This window comes from Polynucleobacter sp. CS-Odin-A6 (genome assembly GCF_018882095.1).
In the GTDB taxonomy this organism is placed as follows: domain Bacteria; phylum Pseudomonadota; class Gammaproteobacteria; order Burkholderiales; family Burkholderiaceae; genus Polynucleobacter.
Map to the genome: position 1 here is coordinate 107692 of NZ_JACVPD010000002.1, position 19614 is coordinate 127305.

The 19614-nt window shown below is 45.2% G+C and carries 16 protein-coding genes, 1 tRNA gene and 1 pseudogene; 7 read left to right on the forward strand and 11 right to left on the reverse strand.

What is annotated here, in order from left to right; all coding sequences use genetic code 11:
* Nucleotides 1–14 precede the first annotated feature (14 nt).
* Genes ICN15_RS05180 through queG form a run of 3 tightly spaced genes read right to left on the reverse strand, consistent with a single transcriptional unit; the run spans nucleotide 15 to nucleotide 2270 of the window.
* Complete coding sequence (locus ICN15_RS05180) at nucleotides 15–374, reverse strand: AzlD domain-containing protein (RefSeq protein WP_216201639.1); 360 nt, start codon at nucleotides 372–374, stop codon at nucleotides 15–17.
* Nucleotides 374–1159, reverse strand: a complete 786-nt coding sequence (locus ICN15_RS05185; protein ID WP_216201640.1) for an AzlC family ABC transporter permease — start codon at nucleotides 1157–1159, stop codon at nucleotides 374–376. The genes ICN15_RS05180 and ICN15_RS05185 overlap by 1 nt, the downstream gene beginning before the upstream one ends.
* Before the next feature lie 22 nt (nucleotides 1160–1181).
* Nucleotides 1182–2270 carry a tRNA epoxyqueuosine(34) reductase QueG gene (gene queG / locus ICN15_RS05190; protein WP_216201641.1) on the reverse strand — a complete coding sequence of 363 codons (1089 nt, stop codon included), beginning with the start codon at nucleotides 2268–2270 and terminating at the stop codon, nucleotides 1182–1184.
* 43 nt (nucleotides 2271–2313) lie between these two features.
* On the opposite strand from queG, the gene tsaE reads away from it, so the two are divergent.
* The 5 genes from tsaE (at nucleotide 2314) to ICN15_RS05215 (ending at nucleotide 5069) form a co-directional block, all read left to right on the forward strand.
* Nucleotides 2314–2859, forward strand: a complete 546-nt coding sequence (gene tsaE / locus ICN15_RS05195) for a tRNA (adenosine(37)-N6)-threonylcarbamoyltransferase complex ATPase subunit type 1 TsaE (protein WP_216201642.1) — start codon at nucleotides 2314–2316, stop codon at nucleotides 2857–2859.
* Nucleotides 2856–4193 carry an N-acetylmuramoyl-L-alanine amidase gene (locus ICN15_RS05200; protein ID WP_216201643.1) on the forward strand — a complete coding sequence of 446 codons (1338 nt, stop codon included), beginning with the start codon at nucleotides 2856–2858 and terminating at the stop codon, nucleotides 4191–4193. Before tsaE ends, ICN15_RS05200 begins: the two co-directional genes overlap by 4 nt.
* A gap of 75 nt (nucleotides 4194–4268) precedes the next feature.
* Nucleotides 4269–4344: transfer RNA gene (locus tag ICN15_RS05205), tRNA-Lys, on the forward strand.
* Nucleotides 4345–4521: 177 nt separating this feature from the next.
* The gene (locus ICN15_RS05210) at nucleotides 4522–4743 is read left to right on the forward strand and encodes a DUF433 domain-containing protein (RefSeq protein WP_216201644.1); all 222 of its coding nucleotides are present in this window, start codon (nucleotides 4522–4524) and stop codon (nucleotides 4741–4743) included.
* Complete coding sequence (locus tag ICN15_RS05215; protein ID WP_216201645.1) at nucleotides 4740–5069, forward strand: DUF5615 family PIN-like protein; 330 nt, start codon at nucleotides 4740–4742, stop codon at nucleotides 5067–5069. Before ICN15_RS05210 ends, ICN15_RS05215 begins: the two co-directional genes overlap by 4 nt.
* A gap of 161 nt (nucleotides 5070–5230) precedes the next feature.
* On the opposite strand, the gene ICN15_RS05220 is transcribed toward ICN15_RS05215, so the two are convergent.
* Together ICN15_RS05220 and ICN15_RS05225 are read right to left on the reverse strand one after the other, a co-directional pair.
* Nucleotides 5231–6058: a peptidylprolyl isomerase gene (locus ICN15_RS05220; protein ID WP_216201646.1), complete on the reverse strand. Its 828-nt coding sequence runs from the start codon at nucleotides 6056–6058 to the stop codon at nucleotides 5231–5233.
* Between the two features lie 19 nt (nucleotides 6059–6077).
* Complete coding sequence (locus ICN15_RS05225) at nucleotides 6078–11615, reverse strand: hypothetical protein (protein WP_216201647.1); 5538 nt, start codon at nucleotides 11613–11615, stop codon at nucleotides 6078–6080.
* Between the two features lie 596 nt (nucleotides 11616–12211).
* Between ICN15_RS05225 and ICN15_RS05230 the strand changes: the two genes are divergently transcribed.
* Nucleotides 12212–13192, forward strand: a complete 981-nt coding sequence (locus ICN15_RS05230; RefSeq protein WP_216201648.1) for a tripartite tricarboxylate transporter substrate binding protein — start codon at nucleotides 12212–12214, stop codon at nucleotides 13190–13192.
* A 16-nt stretch (nucleotides 13193–13208) separates the two neighbouring features.
* Here the strand turns inward: ICN15_RS05230 and ICN15_RS05235 are convergent, their stop codons facing one another.
* A complete protein-coding gene (locus tag ICN15_RS05235; RefSeq protein ID WP_216201649.1) occupies nucleotides 13209–14087 on the reverse strand; it encodes a 3-keto-5-aminohexanoate cleavage protein in 879 nt (292 codons plus the stop codon).
* Nucleotides 14088–14171: 84 nt separating this feature from the next.
* Nucleotides 14172–15224, reverse strand: coding sequence for a carbon-nitrogen hydrolase family protein (locus ICN15_RS05240; protein ID WP_216201650.1), 1053 nt, complete (start codon nucleotides 15222–15224; stop codon nucleotides 14172–14174).
* A 229-nt stretch (nucleotides 15225–15453) separates the two neighbouring features.
* Between ICN15_RS05240 and ICN15_RS05245 the strand changes: the two genes are divergently transcribed.
* Nucleotides 15454–15741, forward strand: coding sequence for a hypothetical protein (locus ICN15_RS05245; protein WP_216201651.1), 288 nt, complete (start codon nucleotides 15454–15456; stop codon nucleotides 15739–15741).
* Between the two features lie 172 nt (nucleotides 15742–15913).
* Here ICN15_RS05245 and ICN15_RS05250 read toward each other — a convergent pair whose 3' ends face one another.
* From ICN15_RS05250 to ICN15_RS05265, 4 genes and pseudogenes are all read right to left on the reverse strand, one after another.
* The gene (locus ICN15_RS05250) at nucleotides 15914–16393 is read right to left on the reverse strand and encodes a cupin domain-containing protein (RefSeq protein WP_216201652.1); all 480 of its coding nucleotides are present in this window, start codon (nucleotides 16391–16393) and stop codon (nucleotides 15914–15916) included.
* Nucleotides 16394–16447: 54 nt separating this feature from the next.
* A complete protein-coding gene (locus tag ICN15_RS05255) occupies nucleotides 16448–16921 on the reverse strand; it encodes a CBS domain-containing protein (RefSeq protein ID WP_216201653.1) in 474 nt (157 codons plus the stop codon).
* A gap of 646 nt (nucleotides 16922–17567) precedes the next feature.
* A pseudogene (locus ICN15_RS05260) lies at nucleotides 17568–18170 on the reverse strand (alternative oxidase); the annotation flags it as partial.
* 55 nt (nucleotides 18171–18225) lie between these two features.
* Complete coding sequence (locus ICN15_RS05265; RefSeq protein ID WP_255532878.1) at nucleotides 18226–19590, reverse strand: NAD(P)/FAD-dependent oxidoreductase; 1365 nt, start codon at nucleotides 19588–19590, stop codon at nucleotides 18226–18228.
* Nucleotides 19591–19614: the final 24 nt, after the last annotated feature.

The window sequence follows — 19614 nt, forward strand, 5'->3', positions numbered from 1 at the left end:
TATCTGATAAATACTTAACGAATCACGCCGTAACCCACCATCAATAAGGTTCCAGTCAGCAAAGCTGGAACCAATCGTTTGGTGGGTTTAGATACCATTACGCCAATTGCTAAGGCACAAATCAGAATGCGGACCCATAAGGGAACAGTTGCCATTAGACCCAGCGGCATGACGATCAAGCGTATGGTGAGTGCAGCAACCATAGCGTAAGTTACGGCAGCCAACCAACGAAAGATCTCGCTCTCTTGATTAATGCTCTGCGACAGAAATACTCCAATTGCACGACAGAAATACGTACCTAGACAAGCGCCAACCAAAGCGATCCAAAGACCCCAACCAAAGAGCGAATCACTCATGTGATTTAAGGTTTCCATTAGCTAAGCACTCCTGCTTTTTTACGCAAGAACTTACGATCAATCAAGTAAGCAATGGTTCCGGCTACTAGACCAGAGCTTAATAGGCTCGTATCGCGATCAATCATAAAAAAGATTGGGCCAAAGATACAGCCCATCATTAGGGCAATCCGATTGATCCAAGGCTTCACTTCAGTAAAGGTCAATAAGAAGAACAGTGGATTAATAAAAACAAGCCCCAGAGTGACTGCTGCTGGCACCATCCCTGCCAAGTAATAACCCAAGATCGTTCCTGGAACGGAGATCAGCCAGCACAGCAAACCTAGGCCAACAAAGTAACTTAAGCGATGCCTGGTTTCAATCGCATGAAACTCTCGCATGGAGATTGCCCAAGCGGTCATTGCCAGTAAATGCACCGAAGCATAGAGGCTACGATTTCGATCCCTTTGATGAAACTGCGGAAAGAGTGTCACCGTCATGGTGATGAAGCGGGTAGAGGTCAAGGTTACTGCTAAAGCAATTGCCACCACTGATGAACCCGTAATCGCCATCTCGAGCAAAACAACTTGTCCTGGTAAAGCGAACATGAAAAACGTAGTAAAGGTGGTAAACCAGATATCAAATCCATTGGTTTTACCCATCGCTCCAAAACCCACCATGCCGGCAAAGAGCACCATCGCAGGCGCACCAGCTGCATCCCGAATCCCGGACCAAAATGCATCACTCGGATTTTTAAAGCGCTGCAACGCAGCCTCTTCTAGCGGAATTTCGCTAGGGTCAATATAAGGCTGATCGGAAGAGGACATCCCTTGATTGTAAGGCTTCTAGCTATACAGGCTGGCCCAAAGCCCACTCAATATGCTCCACTACCAAGGGGTCTGCACTGTCAAGCGCTGCGCTTAAGGCATCACGTATCCCGCCCTGCTCTACCCCGCTAGCTAAGGCGTTACCCAAAGCAACAGCGAGATTACGACGCCAGCGAGAGTAACCAATGCGACGAATGGCGCTGCCTTCATGGCGTTTTTCAAACTGACTCTCCGTCCAAGACCACAGCTCTAAGAGACTCGCCTTACCAAGACCATGACGTTCAGCAAAGTCTGGCAAGGCCGTACGCTGCGCAAATTTATTCCAAGGGCAAATGAGTTGGCAGTCATCACATCCGTAGATACGATTGCCCATCGACCTCCGAAACTCTACTGGAATCGCATCGGGATTCTCAATTGTTAAATACGAGATACAGCGACGGGCATCCAATTGATAGGGGGCTGTAATGGCTTGCGTAGGACAAATGTCAATACAGGCTTGGCAAGTACCACAATGCGATTCCACCTCTTGATCTATCGGCAACGGAACATCCACTAAGATCTCGCCCAAAAAGAAGGTGGATCCAGATTGTTGATTGAGCAATAAGGTATGTTTGCCTCGCCAACCCAATCCTGCCTTACGAGCCAACTCCACTTCCATTAATGGTGCTGAGTCCGTGAACACACGATAGCCAAATGAGCCAATCTGCCGTTCAATCATCTGCGCAAACTCTTGCAAACGATTACGCATGACCTTGTGATAGTCCCGGCCACGGGCATATACGGAGACGACTGCTTGGGTAGGATCTGCTAGGCGCTGCCACTCACTATCAAAGTCAATTGTAGGAGAGAGGTAATTCATGGTGACGCAAATCACCCTGACTGTACTTGGTACTAGTAGGCTGGGGTCCGAGCGTAATTGCGCGTGCCGAGCCATGTATTCCATCTGACCATGACGACCTTCTGCCAGCCACTCATTTAGGCGCTCACTTGCGACCCCAAGATGGGTGTCCGTAATGCGTAGACCATCAAAGCCCAATTTTTTCGACTGCTCTCCCAGCCATTCGCGGATATGGGTATGGTCAACAGAGCTAGGTGTTTGAGAAGAGGTCATGGGGATTACAGAATGTAACTTAATAATTGAATACACTAGGCAAATGGCTCAGAATTCATTTACTCAATATTGTAGGCAGGAAGCAGAAACCATCACATTGGCACAAAAACTTGCCCTGACTATTGGCCATCTTTTTCAAGTAAATCCTAGTATTCACCTCAATATTGCCTTAGCAGGTGATCTTGGGGCAGGCAAAACCACTTTTGCTCGGCATCTGATTCAGGGCTTAGGCTTCGAAGGCCGGGTGAAGAGTCCAACCTACACCTTGTGTGAGCCCTACCCTATTCTGATCTCTAAAATGCAGGTCGGTGAAAAGGATGTCTCTAATAACATCACAATTTATCACTTTGATCTCTATCGCATGCGCGATCCACTGGAATGGCAAGAAGCCGGATTTGCAGAGTATTTTGATGGGCCTGGATTTTGCTTAGTGGAGTGGCCAGAAAAAGCAGAAGACACCCTCCCGCCATTTGATATGGAGATTCATCTAGTAGCAGACGCAGAGGAAAATGAGAGAAAGATCACTCTCACTGCAAACTCGGATCAGGGAGCAATCCTTTTAGAGAAAGCTCACCTGCAAACCTCATGAGCAAAACCACCATCGATTCCTCCAGAAGAAAGTATCTCCAAACTTCGGCGAAGATGATGGGCTTCATTTTGTTTTTCAGTGAAGTCGATATTGCCTGGGGTGCCAAGATCTTGGGTGTCCGTATTTGGCCAGCAGAGGACTACACGCGGATTACACTCGAGTCTGATAAAGCACTGCCGATTACCCAGCAACTCCTCACCAATCCCGATCGTTTAGTAGTAGACGTACAAGGCATGGAACTTAACTCCACCCTCAAAGACTTAGTGGCTAAGGTGAAACCGAATGATCCTTATGTGTCACAAATTCGGGTGGGGCAATTTCAACCAGGGATGGTGCGTCTGGTATTCGATCTCAAAGAGCCCGTTAAGCCTCAGCTTTTTACGCTGGATCCGATTGCAGAATATCAATACCGTATGGTGCTTGATCTCTATCCTGCCACGCCCCCAGATCCCTTAATGGAATTAGTCAAGCGCAGTGCTCGTAAGGAAAGCGCCTTAGATAAAGCCAATGAAGAAGTTGATCTGATTGCCCAGTTCGCCACAAAAAAAGAAAAGGAAGCCCCAAAAGCTCCAGTAGCGCAAGCCATTCCGGATGTGAAAGAACCTCCTGCCAAAGCAAAATACCAGCGCCTGATTACCATTGCCATTGATGCTGGACATGGCGGCGAAGATCCGGGAGCTATCGGCACTATGGGTTCCAAAGAAAAGCATGTGGTTCTCTCCATCGCTAAGCGCTTACGTGACAAGATCGATAGCGATCCGTATATGCGGCCATTTCTAACGAGAGATGGCGACTACTTTGTGCCACTTCACACCAGGGTTCAAAAGGCACGTCGAGTGCAAGCTGATTTGTTTGTTTCAATTCATGCAGATGCTTTTATTGAACCCAGAGCAAAGGGGGCTTCAGTCTTTGCTTTATCTCAAATGGGTGCCAGTAGCACGACGGCCCGTTGGATGGCCAATAAAGAAAATGCTTCAGATTTAATTGGCGGTATCAATATCAAGACTCAAGATAAGCAAGTAGCCAATCTATTGCTAGATATGTCGACCACTGCCCAAATCAAAGACTCACTTCAAGTGGGTACTTCTATCCTCAAACAAATTAGTGGATTCGCTCCTTTGCATAAAGGACAGGTTGAGCAAGCCAGTTTTGCCGTTCTCAAGGCTCCAGATATCCCATCAATTCTGGTGGAGACAGCCTTCATTAGTAACCCCCAGGAAGAAGCGCGTCTCAATGATGACGCCTATCAGGACCGGATTGCTGAAGCGATTATGAGAGGAATTAAGGACTATTTCTCTAAAAATCCGCCGGTTGCTAGACGAGCAAACGCCTAGTTAACAGGGCTTGAAGCCAAAGGCCTAAAGACCCAAGGGCGACTATAAACTTCTTGCTATAATCTTTGTTTTACTGGGTCGGTAGCTCAGTCGGTAGAGCAGCGGACTTTTAATCCGTTGGTCGCGAGTTCGAATCTCGCCCGACCCACCAAAAATAGAGCCCTTGAATGCATGTTCAAGGGCTTTTTCTATTGAATAAGTAAAGAAATCAGAGCAACAGACTCTAGCACCGTTGATCTATAAACTGGTCTTAAGAGGCTAAAAACCACTTACTTATTGGGTATCCTAAGGTGGTGACTTTAAAACTCCAAAATGCTAATATCTGAGCATGATTAACTGGTCAAACTGCCCAGCCGTAGAAAGCGCCCCAGAGCGCGTGAGCGGAGCTTTGGTATTTTCCGGATCCCGCGTGCCTATCGCCGCCCTCTTTGAAAACTTAGAAGATGGAATTTCGATCAAAGAATTTATTGAAATTTTTCCAGGCATTAAATTAGAACAGGCGCGCGCTGTTTTGGATTTTGCAGCTAAGAATTCTCTAACTGCTGCGTGAAAATATTATTTGATCAGGGAACACCTGCGCCATTAAAAGACCTTTTACTTAATCACGATGTCTCTACTGCTTATGAATTAGGATGGTCAACACTAAAAAATGGTGAGTTGTTAAGTGCTGCAGAATCAAATGGTTTTGAGGTTTTTATTACAACAGACACGAATCTTCAGTATCAACAAAATCTTATTCAAAGAAAAATTGCCATAGTGGTACTCAGCACCACCAGCTGGCCAAGAATTAAACCGAATACATCAACAATCATTGCCGCAGTTAATCAGTCCACAAATAATGGCTTCATAGAAGTAAATATCCCATTTAACGATTAAATAGCCGCATATTTAAATGGGCCAACGGATAAACAATCTGTTGCGTTGATCGGTTGAATCCAAGACCCATATTCAACTTCTTACAAACCCACGTTATAAGTAGCCATCACGGTAGTGGTGGAGACTACTTGATGGGACTCTTTTTGGTAGATGCCAAAGAGTCAACTACCGTTAGCTATCTTAGATTCTTTAAGCAAGATATTGATCGCTGTATTGCGACGTTGTTGTATTAATTCTTGGGCAATATTATTTTTGAGTTGATCAAAGTCAGGTAATACAAAAGGTCTTACATCATTTAGCTTAACAATATTCCATGCATTATTTGCTTTTACTGGATTTGGCGTTATCTTGCCCTTATCTAAAATCAGAATAATGTCATTGAGTGGTGGAGTTAATTGATAAGAAAAAACCCAACCAACTACACCACCCTGCACACCAGAAGCTTTATCAAGAGACTTTTCTTTAGCTAAAGTCTCAAACTTTGCACCAGCATTAATCTGCTTGATGAGATCCATGGCTTCGGCTTCGGTAGCAACCGTAATTTGCGCCACTTCATACTGCTTGGTATTTTTAGGCTCTTTACTCGTAGCGAGCCGACGGTCGTATTCTGCTTTAATGTCCGCTTCGGTGATCGGATTGGTTTTGAGATATTGGCCAAACCAAATCTCAAATACTGTAATGCTTTGAGCTAATTTGAGTTTTAAAGGGTTACTCTCTTTTGTCAATAAGCCTGTTTTCTTAACATCTTGACTCACTGCTTCGCGAATAATAATTTCATTTAGGATATTTTGACGTAACTCTGGGGTATCTTTGGCGCCATCAGTAACTGCCATACCCACAATCTCATTGACCTGACTAGTGTAAATTTTAATGCCGTTAACTGATACCAATACCGCTCCAGTTCCTGACTGTGCAAAAGCGACGCTGCTAATACAGGCAAGAACAAGGCCAGTTAAGGTTGAGAGTAATTTGATGGTTAGTGTATTCATATTCGTTTAGCTGTCCCGCTTAAAAACCCACTGTATAAGTCGCCATCACACTAGTGGTAGATACGGCCTTAAACGATGTTTGAGTATAGCCAGCCGTTAGGGCAAGGCGTTGGCTTTTCTCTAGATCGTAATAAGCACCAACAGTAGCAGTCGGTCTGGTGTTTACTGCGGTGGGGTTAAAGTTAATGGGGGTTAGACCTGCAATGTTGGGGCTAGTAGCTGAGTAAGAGCCATTGCTAGTGTTGGTATCAGACTCTACTCCAGCACTGGCAAATATCGTCGTCTTAGGATTGAGCTGATGAGTAGCGATTGCGCCAGCCAAAAGTGTGGTGGCATTGGTATTTAAGGCTTGGTATGTCAGAGGCGCTGTCACTGAACTGCTGGTTCCTTCGGTGTAGCCACCCATATTACTTTGACTATAACGCACGCCAAGGTACGGACTTAGGATCGTTGCAGAGGTCAGTGCCAAGCCATATTTAGCCACTACCTGCACGCCTTGGGTGGTGAGATTGCTACTACCACTACCGGGTTCAGATGTGACCACCACACTGCGAGTCACGGTGGCACTCTTTTGGCCATAAGACGCTGAGGCTTTGAGCTCAAGACCAGTGCCATCTGGGTTTTCATTCCAAGCCGCAAACATGCCTAAGAGTGGTGTGTTATTCCCTAGCTTGACAGTGCCCGGTCCTTGGGTAGAGAGGTTTTGATCGGCATAGGCCCCAATGCGCACCTGTGGTGATGCCTTATAAGCGGCAATGAGGAGCGCGCTGGTGTTATTAATACCTTCTGCTTGCACTGTCGTATTACGACCACCCGTGGAGATACAAATACCATTGGGACCAAATAGATTGCAGTCATAGCCTAGGCTGCTGTTCAAAATACTGTTTTGTAGTGCGAAGGTGCCTTGCAATGCTTGCGCAGTATTGACTAAGGATTGTTGGGTGTAGTCTGGTGGTGGGCCACCAGCAGCAATAGTTAAATACGCGTCATTGGCATCGTAGCTCAGTGAGTATCTATAGCTTGAAGATAGATTGCTGGTGTTCAGCGTACCAAAGGTGCCAGATAGGGCTCCAGTTGAAGTGATTAAGGTATAGCGGCCTAAAGAGTAAGTACTGCTATTACTATTAAAGAGAGACAAGGTACCGGCTAGACTGGCAGTGCCGGGGATGCTCAGTTTTTGATACCAGTTCATCGCCAAAGTACCAGTGCCTGACTGGGTATAGTTTTTTCCGAGACTGACGGTGTTCGCTGTTACGCCAACAATATTAAAGGTGCCGTTATTCGTGACCCCAGTCCAACCAGCACCTGTGCCTGAAGTGGCTATCGAGCCACTACCACTTAGCGCCAAAGTGTTACCCGCATCAATTTTGGTATCGCCTTTATAGGTGTTCACTGCAGTAAACACAACCGTACCGCCACCCGTATTACCAGGGCTGGCGCCAATCACAATCTCACCTGGATAACTCAGATCGTCAATAGAGCTAGTAAAGGTGCCTGTACTACCAGCCGCTACCGTAATGGTCGGATCACCTTCTACTTTAATCCGGTTACTAATTGTCATCGTGCTAGTTAAAACTATATTTGCAGAGGTAGTTGCTGTACCAGCTAACTCGAGTGCGCCGGTACCAATGGCATCTTTATTGGTAATGGCCAGAGTGGCGCCGGCCTCAACTTTAGTGCCACCGGTATAAGTATTGACGCCAGATAAAGTGACTACGCCATTCGTTGCTCCACTACCCAAACCGCTATTGGTGATGGTGAGTTTACTTGGAGTACCCCCACCAGCATCGTCTACAAAGGTACCAGAGAAGGTTGAGGTTTTATTACCACCCTGATCAATTGCGCCAGAAGAATTTTTCTTAAGTGTAAAGGTGCTCGAAGTATTTGCACCACTGGAGTCAACGACTAGCTTACCGCCATCAAAGACGGTAGCAAAGGCGGTACCCAAATTGGAGAAGTTACTCGTAGCAGATGTGATATTGCCAATGCCAGATCCAAACACTAAATCCCACAGCGTAGTACTGCCGGAATGCAAGGCGAGTGTCCAGCTGCGGCCACTGTAAGTACCCGAAAGATTGGTGACGTTAAGGCCTGCACCACTCAATACGCTCAGGTAGGTTCCATCAGCAGTCACCGTTGAGCCAGAGTTAATACTAAAGGCAGTTGTTCCTGAACCACTAGTCACGGCCAATGAACCAAAGCTAGTTGCCGTACCAATAATGATCGCGTAGTTAGTCGGCAGTGCTCCGCTATATGCTAAGGAAGCCTGCGAATTATTTAACGTGGTGATCGAGCCGGCATTGTTAATGCTAGAAATGGTGCCGGTATTACTTAATGTTGTTACTGTGCCGGCATTGTAAATACCAGCAGGATTTGTAACGCCTGTGCCACTAATGGTGCCGGCGTTGGTAATCGTTCCGATGGTGCGACCCGAGACGTTATAAATACCGACGCCCCTATTATTTGTTCCCACCCCAGAAATCGTAGCGCCAGAGTTATTGGTAATCGTTGTAATGTTGGCGTTGGCATAAATACCCACCCCGACGCTTTTGTTACTAGTACCTGAAATCGTACCGCCAGAGTTATTGGTAATCGTTCCAATAGTCCCTTCAGCGCGGATACCGGCAGTGTAATTACTATTTTGAATTGAGCTACCAGTATCTGCTGCACTAATCGTGCCAGAATTGGTTATCGCAGTAATCCCGCCAGCATTGTAAATACCGCTCACAATATTGCTCGAGGTATTAGAACCACTAATCGTTCCCGAATTGTTGTAGGTTGGAGCAGCGCCACCAGTAAGATTGTTATAAATTCCAAGGCTATAGCTCCCGCCTGAACCCGTGATGATTCCGGCATTGGAAACGGATGTTGGGTTATCAAGCCCTTTTCTGTTTGCGGCGAAGACATTGATACAAGACTGGCCGCTAGCGATGCTTACAGCGCCAGAGCAGCCAACAATCAAATCCATCGAAGTAGAGGTAGTAGGATTTTGCTGCAAAACCCATCCTATGGGGCCGCCAGTACCGCTGAAGGTTCCAGAGCTACTTGCGTTAGTAAATTTACCGGAAAGATCCACACCACTAAATACACTTAAATAGCGACCAAATGCAAGTGTTGAGCTTGAGTCAACGCCAAAGACTATAGAAGTATTGGTTGCCGTTATGCTTGTGCCAGTCAATTGACCATAGTTTGTTGCACTATTAACTATGATGCTGTAGTTGGCTGGTAGTGCGCCACTGTAGGTAATGGCTGTTTTAGATGCCGATGAGCTATCACCACCTTGAGCATTGTTCATGGTGGTGATGGTGCCTGTGGTGTTAGTAATCGTACCAATGCTACCGGTGTTATAAATACTCGAGATCGTGCCAGTATTAGTCAAGGCGGTGATAGTACCGGCATTGCTGATACCTTGGGGACTAGTGCCGCCAGTGCCACTAATAGTGCCAGAGTTGGTAATAGCGCTGACAGTATTGCCCGAGGCATTATAAATACCTACACCACTGACTGCGCCACTACCTGTAGCAGTAATCGTGCCAGCGTTATTTACCGAGCTTAATGTAGCGGCGCTACTAACACCATAGTTAATTGAGCCAACAGTACCCTTATCAGTACAGGTCTGGGTACTAGTAACAACTACAGCTCCGGTACAAGTTCCAGATATTGGCACTGCAAATACCAAATCCCACAAAGTAGAGCTACCGGAATGCAGCCCCAGTGTCCAGTTGAAACCACTGTAGGATCCTGAAAGATTGGTGATTTTTCCTGAAGCGATACCACTTAATACACTCAGGTATGTGCCAGCAGCAGCAACCGTTGAGCTTGAGTCAATGCTAAAGGCGGTTGAACTTGCGGCAATATTAGTCACCACCAAACTACCAAAGGAAGTGCTAGAGTTAATAATAATGCTGTAGTTAGTTGGCAGCGTGCCACTATAAGTCAAGGATGCTTGAGCATTCTTTAAAGTGGTGATAGTTCCGCTATTCACTATACCCCTACCGCTAGTACCATTGGTATCACCCGTGCCACCAGCACCCCCGGTAATCGTGCCAGTGTTAGTGAGCGTTGTCACCGTGCCATTGATTGTGATGCCCGCACCACCATCACCAGCATAACCACCATTTCCACCAGCACCCCCGGTAATCGTGCCCGAGTTAGTAAACGTTGTTGTCGCACCACTAATTGCTATACCCATACCACCAGCACCACCATTGCCGCTGGTACCACTTATACCTTCACTGCCACCATCATTACCACTACCACGCCAGCCTCCTGCACCACCAATACCACCAGCACCACCCTGAATTGAACCGCTATTAGTTACGGTATTTGTCCCGCTTGAAGACGAAATATAAACACCGGCACCACCATTACCACCATTACCACCATTACCACCATTACCACCATTACCACCAGTGCCTTGACGGCCGCCGAACCCACCAGTACCAGCAGCACCAGCATTACCACCATCTCCACCAGTACCACCATCACGACCAGCACCACCAGCACCACCCAAAATGCTACCGTTAATAGCGTTGGTTAAAGAATTACTTCCGCTGGAGGTGGACATATAAACGCCATTACCACCATTACCACCATTACCACCATTACCACCATTACCCCCATTACCCCCATCACCACCATCACCATTTCCATAGGAATAGCCATAATTACCACCATTCCCACCATTACCGCCCCTGCTACCATCACGAGCATAACCACCATCTCCACCAGCACCACCCAAAATACTAGCGCTAGTAGCGTTGGTTAAGGTGTTACTTCCACTGGAAGTAGACATATAAACGCCAGTACCACCAGCAGAACCAGCACCACCACTTCCACCATTACCACCATCACCACCACCACCTCCGCTGCTAGCTCCACTACCCCAATTATCATCACTACCATCACCACCACTAGAACCACTAGTAGCACTGCCACCATCACCACCGTCACCGCCTCGACCAGCAAGATAACCCCACTGGATCAAACCGTTATTGGTTAACATACTCGTGCCCGAACCGGTATTTACAAAAGAAATACCTTTACCACCAGCACCACCAACCAAACCATCACCGCCAGCATAACCACCGGCACCACCAGCACCATACGACGGCAGCATCCACCATTGCCAAGCATCCCTACCGGAGTTTGCTTGGGCACCACTACCATCGCTACTACTCTGACCGTTAGTACCAAAACCGCCATTAATTTGCCCAATACTTATGATGGTGATGTTCTGGGATCTTGAAAATTGTCCGTTTATGCCATTAAGGCCACCAACACCAGAACCACTAACAGTAGTAGCGTCCACTACATAACCGGGGCTTGAGTATGGGTTTGCAGACGAGTCAGTCAAATTGATGGTGTTTGCAAAAACAGGAAGAGCAAAAGCAGAGCACGCGAGAACGATAGCTATGCCGCTTGCTTTAAGTTTGTGCCTCATGCGAGCACACCAAGATTGACTCTTAACGCACAACATACCATCAGAAATCTTATCGAACTGCATATTACTATTGAAGACTGCGGCTTGATCTTTAGCGCTCACATTTTTTAACATACTACTAATGTGATAAAAAAAAAGTTGCAAAAAAGCTTGCTAAAAAAAGATTAAATTTAATGAGCTGCGACTGGGTAGTTTTGAGCATGAAAAATAAGAAAAATATACTGAAGTGGCTTTTGATAAACAATTGACACTACTTGCTTAAGCCAAAGAAATCAACAACAATCGACTCTTATTTATAGAGTGGATTTTTATTACTTATATAAAAATTAATATGATTACTGGAGTGATGATGCGAATAATGAGAGGGCTTGAGAGATCGCTATTGGCCGAAAGTAGCCCTTCAATAAATGAGTTTTATCTTGCTTCTCTGTATTAGATTAAGTTTGTCAGCATCTAATCCCACCTTTTATTCCGTCGGTTGCGAATTTGAATCTCGCCCGATCCACTAGTAATGCAAAAGCCATCTCAGGGTGGCTTTTTCTTTTTTTAACTCACCTGCAAAATAAATATCTTCGTATGTGGTGCTTTTTAAGCGCAATAGTCTTTAAACCTAGGGCTTTTACTTATCAAATGATTACTATCAGACAGCCGCCAATATTGCTATCCCTATATTGATCTGATAAATTGAGTCTACTAATAAGGGGGCTTCCATGCGCTTTAAAAAGAGTTTAAAAATATTTGCCAGCATTCTATTTGGCTTTACTGCCTTTATTTCATTAAGCAATGCCGCAGATGTATTTCCTTCTAAGCCTCTCAAACTGATTGTCACAGCAGCTCCCGGAGGAACTACGGATATTGCATCTCGCGCTATTGCTGATCAGCTCGGAAGAGAATTGGGTCAATCCGTGTTGGTAGAAAATAAAGCGGGAGCAGCCGGAATTATTGCCCTGCAAGCATTGTTAGCAACTCCAGCAGATGGCTACACCATGGCAATGGGCAATATTGGTACCAATGCGATTAACTACGCTTTGTACAAAAGCTTGCCATACAAAATAGAAGACATGAGGGCCATTAGCGTGGCGTTGGCAACCCCGAATGTGATGGTAGTAAACCCTGCCGTCCCCGCCAAGACTGTGGCTGAGTTCGTAGCATTGGCTAAAGCAAATCCAGGTAAATATTCATTTGCATCCTCGGGTAGAGGACAGTCTATTCACATGTCAGGCGAGTTATTTAAAAATATGTCTGGGGCGGATATTGTGCATGTACCTTACAAAGGCGCAGGCCCTGCCCTCATTGATCTCTTGTCTGGGCAAGTAACGATGATGGTTGATAATTTACCTAGCTCCATGGAGCATATTCGGAGCGGCAAACTTCGCGCCTTAGCAGTGACTAGCAAAACCCGTAGTCCCGATTTGCCAGATGTGCCCACGATGCAAGAAGCTGGCTATCCCAACTTTGAAGTGATTGCTTGGTTTGGGCTGTTTGTACCAGCGAAGACTCCTCAGCCCGTAGTGGATAAAATTTATGCTGCTCTGAAGAAGGTGCTCAATTCGCCTGAAATCAAGGCGAGATGGAAAGATTTGGGTGGCACAGTGATTGGCGACACTCCCGCTAATACGGATCTTTTTGTCGCAGCTGAAAAGAAAAAGTGGGAAGAGGTCGCAACACAGGCAAAGATCCCACGCGAGTAAATTACCGATTCATTTACTACGCAGGTCTTAAGCCTAGCATCTCACGTGCCTCAAGGGAGGTGGCTAACTCCCCGCCCATGCTTTCGATTAAGGCTTTTGCTTTGAGAACCAACTCAGCATTGGTTTTACAAAGCACACCTTTGCTGAGATAAATATTGTCTTCCATGCCAACGCGCACATGGCCGCCATATAACCAAGCTTGAGCAACTATTGGATACTCTGCACGACTAATACCAAAGGCGGCCCAATTGGCGCCCTGAGGCAGTTGGTCACGCATATATAACAAAGTAGCTGGGTCAGTATTTAAGCCATACTTCACGCCCATCACAAAAGTGAAAAGCCCTGGACCGTCTAGTGTTCCGTCCTGAAATAGATCTTTTGCCAGATTAAGGTCGCCAGTATCGAAGATCTCTAATTCAGGCATCACTCCCGAATCCCGAATCACTTTAGCCATTTTGCGAACGTTAGATGGCGTGTTCATCACCACATCGGCACCGGAGTTCATAGTGTTTAAATCTAATGAACAAATATCCGGCTTTAGCTGGGCAACATGCTCCACCCTTTTGAGTGGATGACATAAAGTCGTTCCTGGTGCAAATACTTTAGGATCATCTTCACTCGGAATATACCGACCGCCAGGACCGGTAGTTAAGTTAATGATGAGTTCTTTATTTTTCGCCTTGATTAAACGAATCACTTCCGCATACAGGTCTAAATCCATCGATGGCTTACCCGTTTTAGGATGGCGCACATGGATATGCACTACAGCTGCACCGGCCTCAGCAGCACCCAAGCAGGCTTCTGCAATTTGAACTGGGGTAATAGGCAAGTAGGGAGTCATCTCCGGCTTAGTGAGATTGCCTGTTACTGCACAAGTTAAGATTGTTTTATTCATGATTTACCAAAGGAGAATGTGAATCTATTCTATATTAAAGTGCTGAGGTGAGTAACTGAATGTGGATTCTAAGCCGAGGCCTTTTTAATGGCCTTTAGAGTCATGAGGCATGGATTGATCACCTTGATCACCGGATGCTTCTCGATCCGAAGAATAGGCTGCGTCATTGATAAACGTAGCAGGCGTAACGCGGCGTCTATTAATCGTTAAGTCAAAAACATCAAAGCGATTGTAATAACCGACGATGTCGTGAAATTGCTTAGGCTCTACACAGTCGTTGAGATTAAAGGTGGCATAAGCAATGCCCTCTTCTTGTTGAAGCGTATCTCCAGTCTGCGCACCAGTAGGATCCAAGAACATCGTTGCCGCTCTGGGTGATTTTTCCAATACCTCCCTCGCATCTGCATCCGCATTTTTAGTTAGTGCGTCAAACATGACGCTGTCCATAAAGCCAGAGCACAAAACACCAAATGCCTTGTTCTCAAATGAGACACCGCCAGCTCGAATACGATTAGCGGCAACATTATCAAAGTTTTGACCACCCGGCTTACGAGTGGGCCAAATGGCTGGCCAAGCAGAGATATGAATTTGCTCGCCCTCTGCAGCTAGAGAATATCTGGCTAATGGATTCGTATTTTCACCACAGATCAGTGCGCCAATTTTTCCAATGCGGGTATTGGCTACTCTTAAACCAAAACCATCCCCTGGTGCCCAGACCAACTTTTCATAAAACGTGGGAACGAGCTTGCGGTGATGCACCAGGATTTTGCCGTCGTCTCCAATAATGACATTGGAATTCCAGATGCAGCCCACACTAATCGGTGTTGCCTCACTAAATCCCAAAGAGACAAAAATACCGTGGCGTTTGGCAGCTGCAGAGATGGAGGCTATTTCAGGACCATCGATCAGAATGCTGTTTTCAACCATTCTCTTAAACCAGTCATGGTTATAAATCGGCGCCCATAATGCTGCCCATACTGGGAACCCTGGGACAAAGGATTCAGGAAAGACGATGAGCTCTGCACCATGCTTCGCAGCCTCTTCAATAATCGAGATCGCTTTTTTAGTAGTAGCGCCTTTATCCATATAGACAGGTGCTGCATGGGCTGCTGCTACTTTAACTGTTGGATAACTCATCTATGGCCTTTCTCTGTGCTCGCTGAGTGAGTCTATCAGAGCAATTCCACTCTGGCAATTTGCTGATCGGCATCGATAAAGACCGGACTAGCCAGTCAGTTGCAGCACCTTATGTACACATGCTAGGAGTTCGATAACGAACATACTTATGCCTTCATAAGTACTACATTGAAAGTGTGTTTTTAACGATATGCGGACTCCGCAAAGAAGGGTATATGTGACTAGGGCTATGAATAGACAGTGGGTCAAACTGATAGCCCTGCTTGCTCTCACTTTGTTCAGCAGTACTGGGTATACCGAAGAAACGTACCTTCAGATTAATGGGCTTAGCGTTCATTCCAAACCCGGAAATAATGGATTTAATCCTGGCCTCGGCCTTGAAAGAGCCATCTCTGAGAATTGGAATATCGCTGGAGGTTGGTATTACAACAGCGATTACCGTGGCAGTGCTTATGCTTATGCGCGCTACTCTTACTATCGCAAAGATGGTTGGGACTTAGGTATTGGAGCCGGATGAATTACAGGTTATCATAACTGGGCAGTGATGCCGATGGTGTTTCCTGAGTTTTGTTATGAATGGGTATGTGCAATTGCCTTACCTCAACTGCAGTCAACTGGGTCATCCATACTGGCTGTGCATCTGCGCATTCCACTGTAAGGGATAGAAGCGATCTATTGCGGGAACTTGATTAAATTCTAGTGAGGGCTTTAATTGCCTCGATTTGGTCTGATGAACGACCAAACTCTTGTAATAAGCTTTCACGCTCACCGATTTCAAAATCATTAAATTCAAAGCCAGGAGCTACTGCACAACTGACTAAGCAAAAAGAGTTCTCATCGACTGGCTTGGCTGCAAACCAAGTATTAGCAGGAATAGTGACCTGAAAATGATTAGATTTCAATCCCAACTGAACTGTCTGGAGTAATTTACTTTCATCGAAAAAATAAATGATGACATCACATCCAATATGAAAATACCAGGCCTCATCCGATTTGATGCGATGCCAAGAGGAAAAGTCCTTACCTGAGAGAAGGTAATAGATGCTGGTTAAGGCGCTTTTATCAACCTGATCCAACTCTCGAATGATGGTTTCTGATCGATGCATCTCTCTATAAAAACCGCCCTCTGGATGGGGCCGAAGATGGAGTGCATCGACAAGAGAATTCATTTCCTGCATTAGTGATTTGCCTTAGGCTATTTGAACGACTTGATTTACTAAAGACTATCCCAAGAATGAAAAGTGGGAATTTCCCTTGGAATCAAGGCCATGCTCTTTCATATAAGTTTCTAGAAAACTAATTTGGTTGGTTTGATCTTTAATGATGTCACCAACTAAATCACCAATAGAAATAACGCCAATCACTTGCTGCTGATTGACAACAGGCAAATGACGAACCTTCTTAGCCACCATGATGCTCATGCATTGCTCTGAGGAGTACTCTTCCCCCACAATGAGAGGATGCTCCGTCATGATGTCTGCCGCTAAAATGACATCAGGATCTTTCTTAGCTAAAGTCACCTTAATAGCGCAGTCCCCAAGAGAAATAATTCCCTTTAATTGATTCGCATCAATCACCAGAATTGATCGAATACGATGCTCCTTCATAATCTCCAATGCCAAAGTAACTGCATCTGTAGACTTTACGGAAAATATTTGATGCTGTTTATTTTTTAAAATATCTTTTACTGTAGTCATTTGCTACCTCAAATCATTGCGTTGATAGGTTAAATTTAAGTATAGTTGATCTGAGAATCTTTAAAGACGTGATGCTCTTGGGTCCAGGGAAGCAATAGCTGCCAATATCAATAGTTGAACAAGTGACCGTCATGAGTTGCCACAATGAATAATCCGGAGCATAGTCAGAAAATGGAAGTCTGAGTTATGATTTCATCACATCTAAATAGGTTCTTTTGATATGCAAACAAAAAGCTGATGGCAAACAAGCTATTTTTCAAGAGATGATTAAATGTCTAGAAATAAATTAGGATTATTCCCATTTGGCTTGACAGTACTGGGCTTTATTGTTTTCGTAAAAACAGGCTCTTTTCTACTTTTTTCTGTAGGAATAGTTTCTACCGCTGTATTGGTGTTTTCAAAAAGCAAATTCATACAATAGATGACCGGCGAAAAAATAGAGCTGCTATTGGAATTTAGTGTGATTTTGATTTCACCAATAATCTATCACTTCTATCTTCTGAAATATAAAAAAATTGCACGTGAGATTGTCTTCAAAGATATCAAGATTTATCTGTTTCTTTATGGACTCATTGCAATTGCTTGCTTATTACTTTTCTTGAGATAAATCATCTGTCCGCAGTCATAGTGCATGTTGAGTTCAATACTACTGATCGTATTCAGCCGCAAACTGATGATTAACATCACGATGTTTAGCCTCGTCTTCTCGAACCGCAATCACGACATCGCGTAGTGTGGCATCTGCGGATAAATGCCAGTAATCAATCGCAATCTTGGGCGCAGCAATGTTGGGCAATGTTCCATTATCAATTTCTCGTAAATATTCTGTGTAGGAATACACGGCTTCTTCTTCAAAATATCCCACAATTCGGTGGGCTGTCCGTGGGAAAAAAATATAGATTACAAAGAACACATTCCAAAATATTAACTGAGCAAACAACACTAAAAAACGCTCGAAGGCATTTGGCTTAGCAATCTCGATAAATGTCATCAAGTGCATTCTTTCATTTTCTGCCTCAGCTAATAGAGTGCGAATCTTCGGGCCATAACCCGTTTTCATCTTTCGTAAGCTAGTCAAATGCGTCCACATACCAGCAACCATGCCAGGAACGCCAGCGACAGTTTCAAGAATAACTGCACGATGCCCATATCTTTTTTGAAAAAAAGTATCTGCGAAAAAACGCATACTTTTGGTAAACAAAAGTGCGACTCTGTCTGAAAGGTTAATAGGTTGGTAGTGGCTCATTTGATGCCCTTCTAATCGGACTTTAAATCTTACTCGCTTAGAAGGGTGTCTGCCTAACTCAGTGAAGCTTTACGATAGAATGGGTTCGACGATGAATTAAACGACTGATCGTATCGAGAAACACCTTTACCCATCCATGAAGTGCTAGTTGATGCAGTTTATATAAACTGATGTACATGAGTTTTGCAAACAGGCCTTCAATCATGAGGCTGCCACCAATGAGTCCACCCATCATGCTACCCACGCTACTGAACTCGCCCAAGGATACGAGCGATCCAAAATCACGGTATTGATAGGGCTTTAGTGGCTTACCATCCATCATTTGATGAATTTGGGAATATAGATGTGATGCTTGTTGATGAGCTGCTTGAGCTCTTGGAGGAACGATGCCGCCTTTGCCGTTATTCGCTTCCGGCCATGGGCATGCTGCACAATCTCCCATCGCAAAAATATGAGGGTCACGAGTGCTTTGCAAGGTGGGTAATACCAATAATTGATTAGCCTGATTCGTCTCTAGGCCGCCAATCTCCTTCAGAAAGTCCGGAGCCTTGACGCCAGCCGCCCAAACGATTAATTCAGCAGGAATTTCTACGCCATTTGATAAGCAGACTTGATGGGATTCTATTTTCTCTACCTTGGCACCAGTCAGTACCTCGACACCCAAATCCGTCAGTAATTTTTCGGCGGCAATAGAAATTCTGTCAGGTAAGGCGGGCAATATTCTAGAGGCAGCCTCAATTAAAATCACTTTGAGGTCTTTCTCAGGATTCACTCGATCCATTCCAAATGAAATAATGGCACGCGTTGTGCGATGTAATTCGGCAGCTAGCTCGACTCCGGTAGCACCAGCCCCAATAATCACAACCTTTAATTGATAAGGCGTCAAAGGCTCAGTTTGAGACTGCGCTCTCAAACATGCATTTAGTAAGCGCAAGTGAAAGCGTTTTGCATCTACAACTGATTCAAGCCTTTGGGCATATTGAGCAACGCCCGGAGTACCAAAATCATTGGTTAAGCTGCCAATAGAAATGATCAATGAATCGTAATGAATAGTTTGCTGTGGCGTAATCAATTCACCAGAGTCGTCGTAAAAAGGGGCCACCTGAATTTCACGATTGACCCTGTCTATGCCTGTCAGCTCGCCTAAGCGAAAGCTAAAATGATGCCAGTGTGCTTGAGCTATATAGTCCAACTCCTGATCAGCCTGATCCATTGAGCCTGCAGCAACCTCATGTAATTTAGGCTTCCATAGATGGGTTCGGTTCTTATCTACCAAGATCACCGATACTTTTTTAGAAGATTTTTTTCGGGAATTGAAGCGATCACCGAGTTTGGTAGCTAGCTCTAAACCGCCTGCACCACCTCCCACGATCACAATTCGATGCTCTTGAGTCATAAATTCATCTTTAGATATATTGCCCATACTGAATGGAGATTACTATAGGCT

Coding starts and splice junctions, on each gene's coding strand:
- ICN15_RS05180 (WP_216201639.1), bottom strand. CDS start 374: ATGGAAACCTTAAATCACATGAGTGATTCGCTCTTTGGTTGGGGTCTT.
- ICN15_RS05185 (WP_216201640.1), bottom strand. CDS start 1,159: ATGTCCTCTTCCGATCAGCCTTATATTGACCCTAGCGAAATTCCGCTA.
- queG (WP_216201641.1), bottom strand. CDS start 2,270: ATGACCTCTTCTCAAACACCTAGCTCTGTTGACCATACCCATATCCGC.
- tsaE (WP_216201642.1), top strand. CDS start 2,314: ATGGCTCAGAATTCATTTACTCAATATTGTAGGCAGGAAGCAGAAACC.
- ICN15_RS05200 (WP_216201643.1), top strand. CDS start 2,856: ATGAGCAAAACCACCATCGATTCCTCCAGAAGAAAGTATCTCCAAACT.
- ICN15_RS05210 (WP_216201644.1), top strand. CDS start 4,522: ATGATTAACTGGTCAAACTGCCCAGCCGTAGAAAGCGCCCCAGAGCGC.
- ICN15_RS05220 (WP_216201646.1), bottom strand. CDS start 6,058: ATGAATACACTAACCATCAAATTACTCTCAACCTTAACTGGCCTTGTT.
- ICN15_RS05225 (WP_216201647.1), bottom strand. CDS start 11,615: ATGTTAAAAAATGTGAGCGCTAAAGATCAAGCCGCAGTCTTCAATAGT.
- ICN15_RS05230 (WP_216201648.1), top strand. CDS start 12,212: ATGCGCTTTAAAAAGAGTTTAAAAATATTTGCCAGCATTCTATTTGGC.
- ICN15_RS05235 (WP_216201649.1), bottom strand. CDS start 14,087: ATGAATAAAACAATCTTAACTTGTGCAGTAACAGGCAATCTCACTAAG.
- ICN15_RS05240 (WP_216201650.1), bottom strand. CDS start 15,224: ATGAGTTATCCAACAGTTAAAGTAGCAGCAGCCCATGCAGCACCTGTC.
- ICN15_RS05245 (WP_216201651.1), top strand. CDS start 15,454: ATGAATAGACAGTGGGTCAAACTGATAGCCCTGCTTGCTCTCACTTTG.
- ICN15_RS05250 (WP_216201652.1), bottom strand. CDS start 16,393: ATGAATTCTCTTGTCGATGCACTCCATCTTCGGCCCCATCCAGAGGGC.
- ICN15_RS05255 (WP_216201653.1), bottom strand. CDS start 16,921: ATGACTACAGTAAAAGATATTTTAAAAAATAAACAGCATCAAATATTT.
- ICN15_RS05265 (WP_255532878.1), bottom strand. CDS start 19,590: ATGGGCAATATATCTAAAGATGAATTTATGACTCAAGAGCATCGAATT.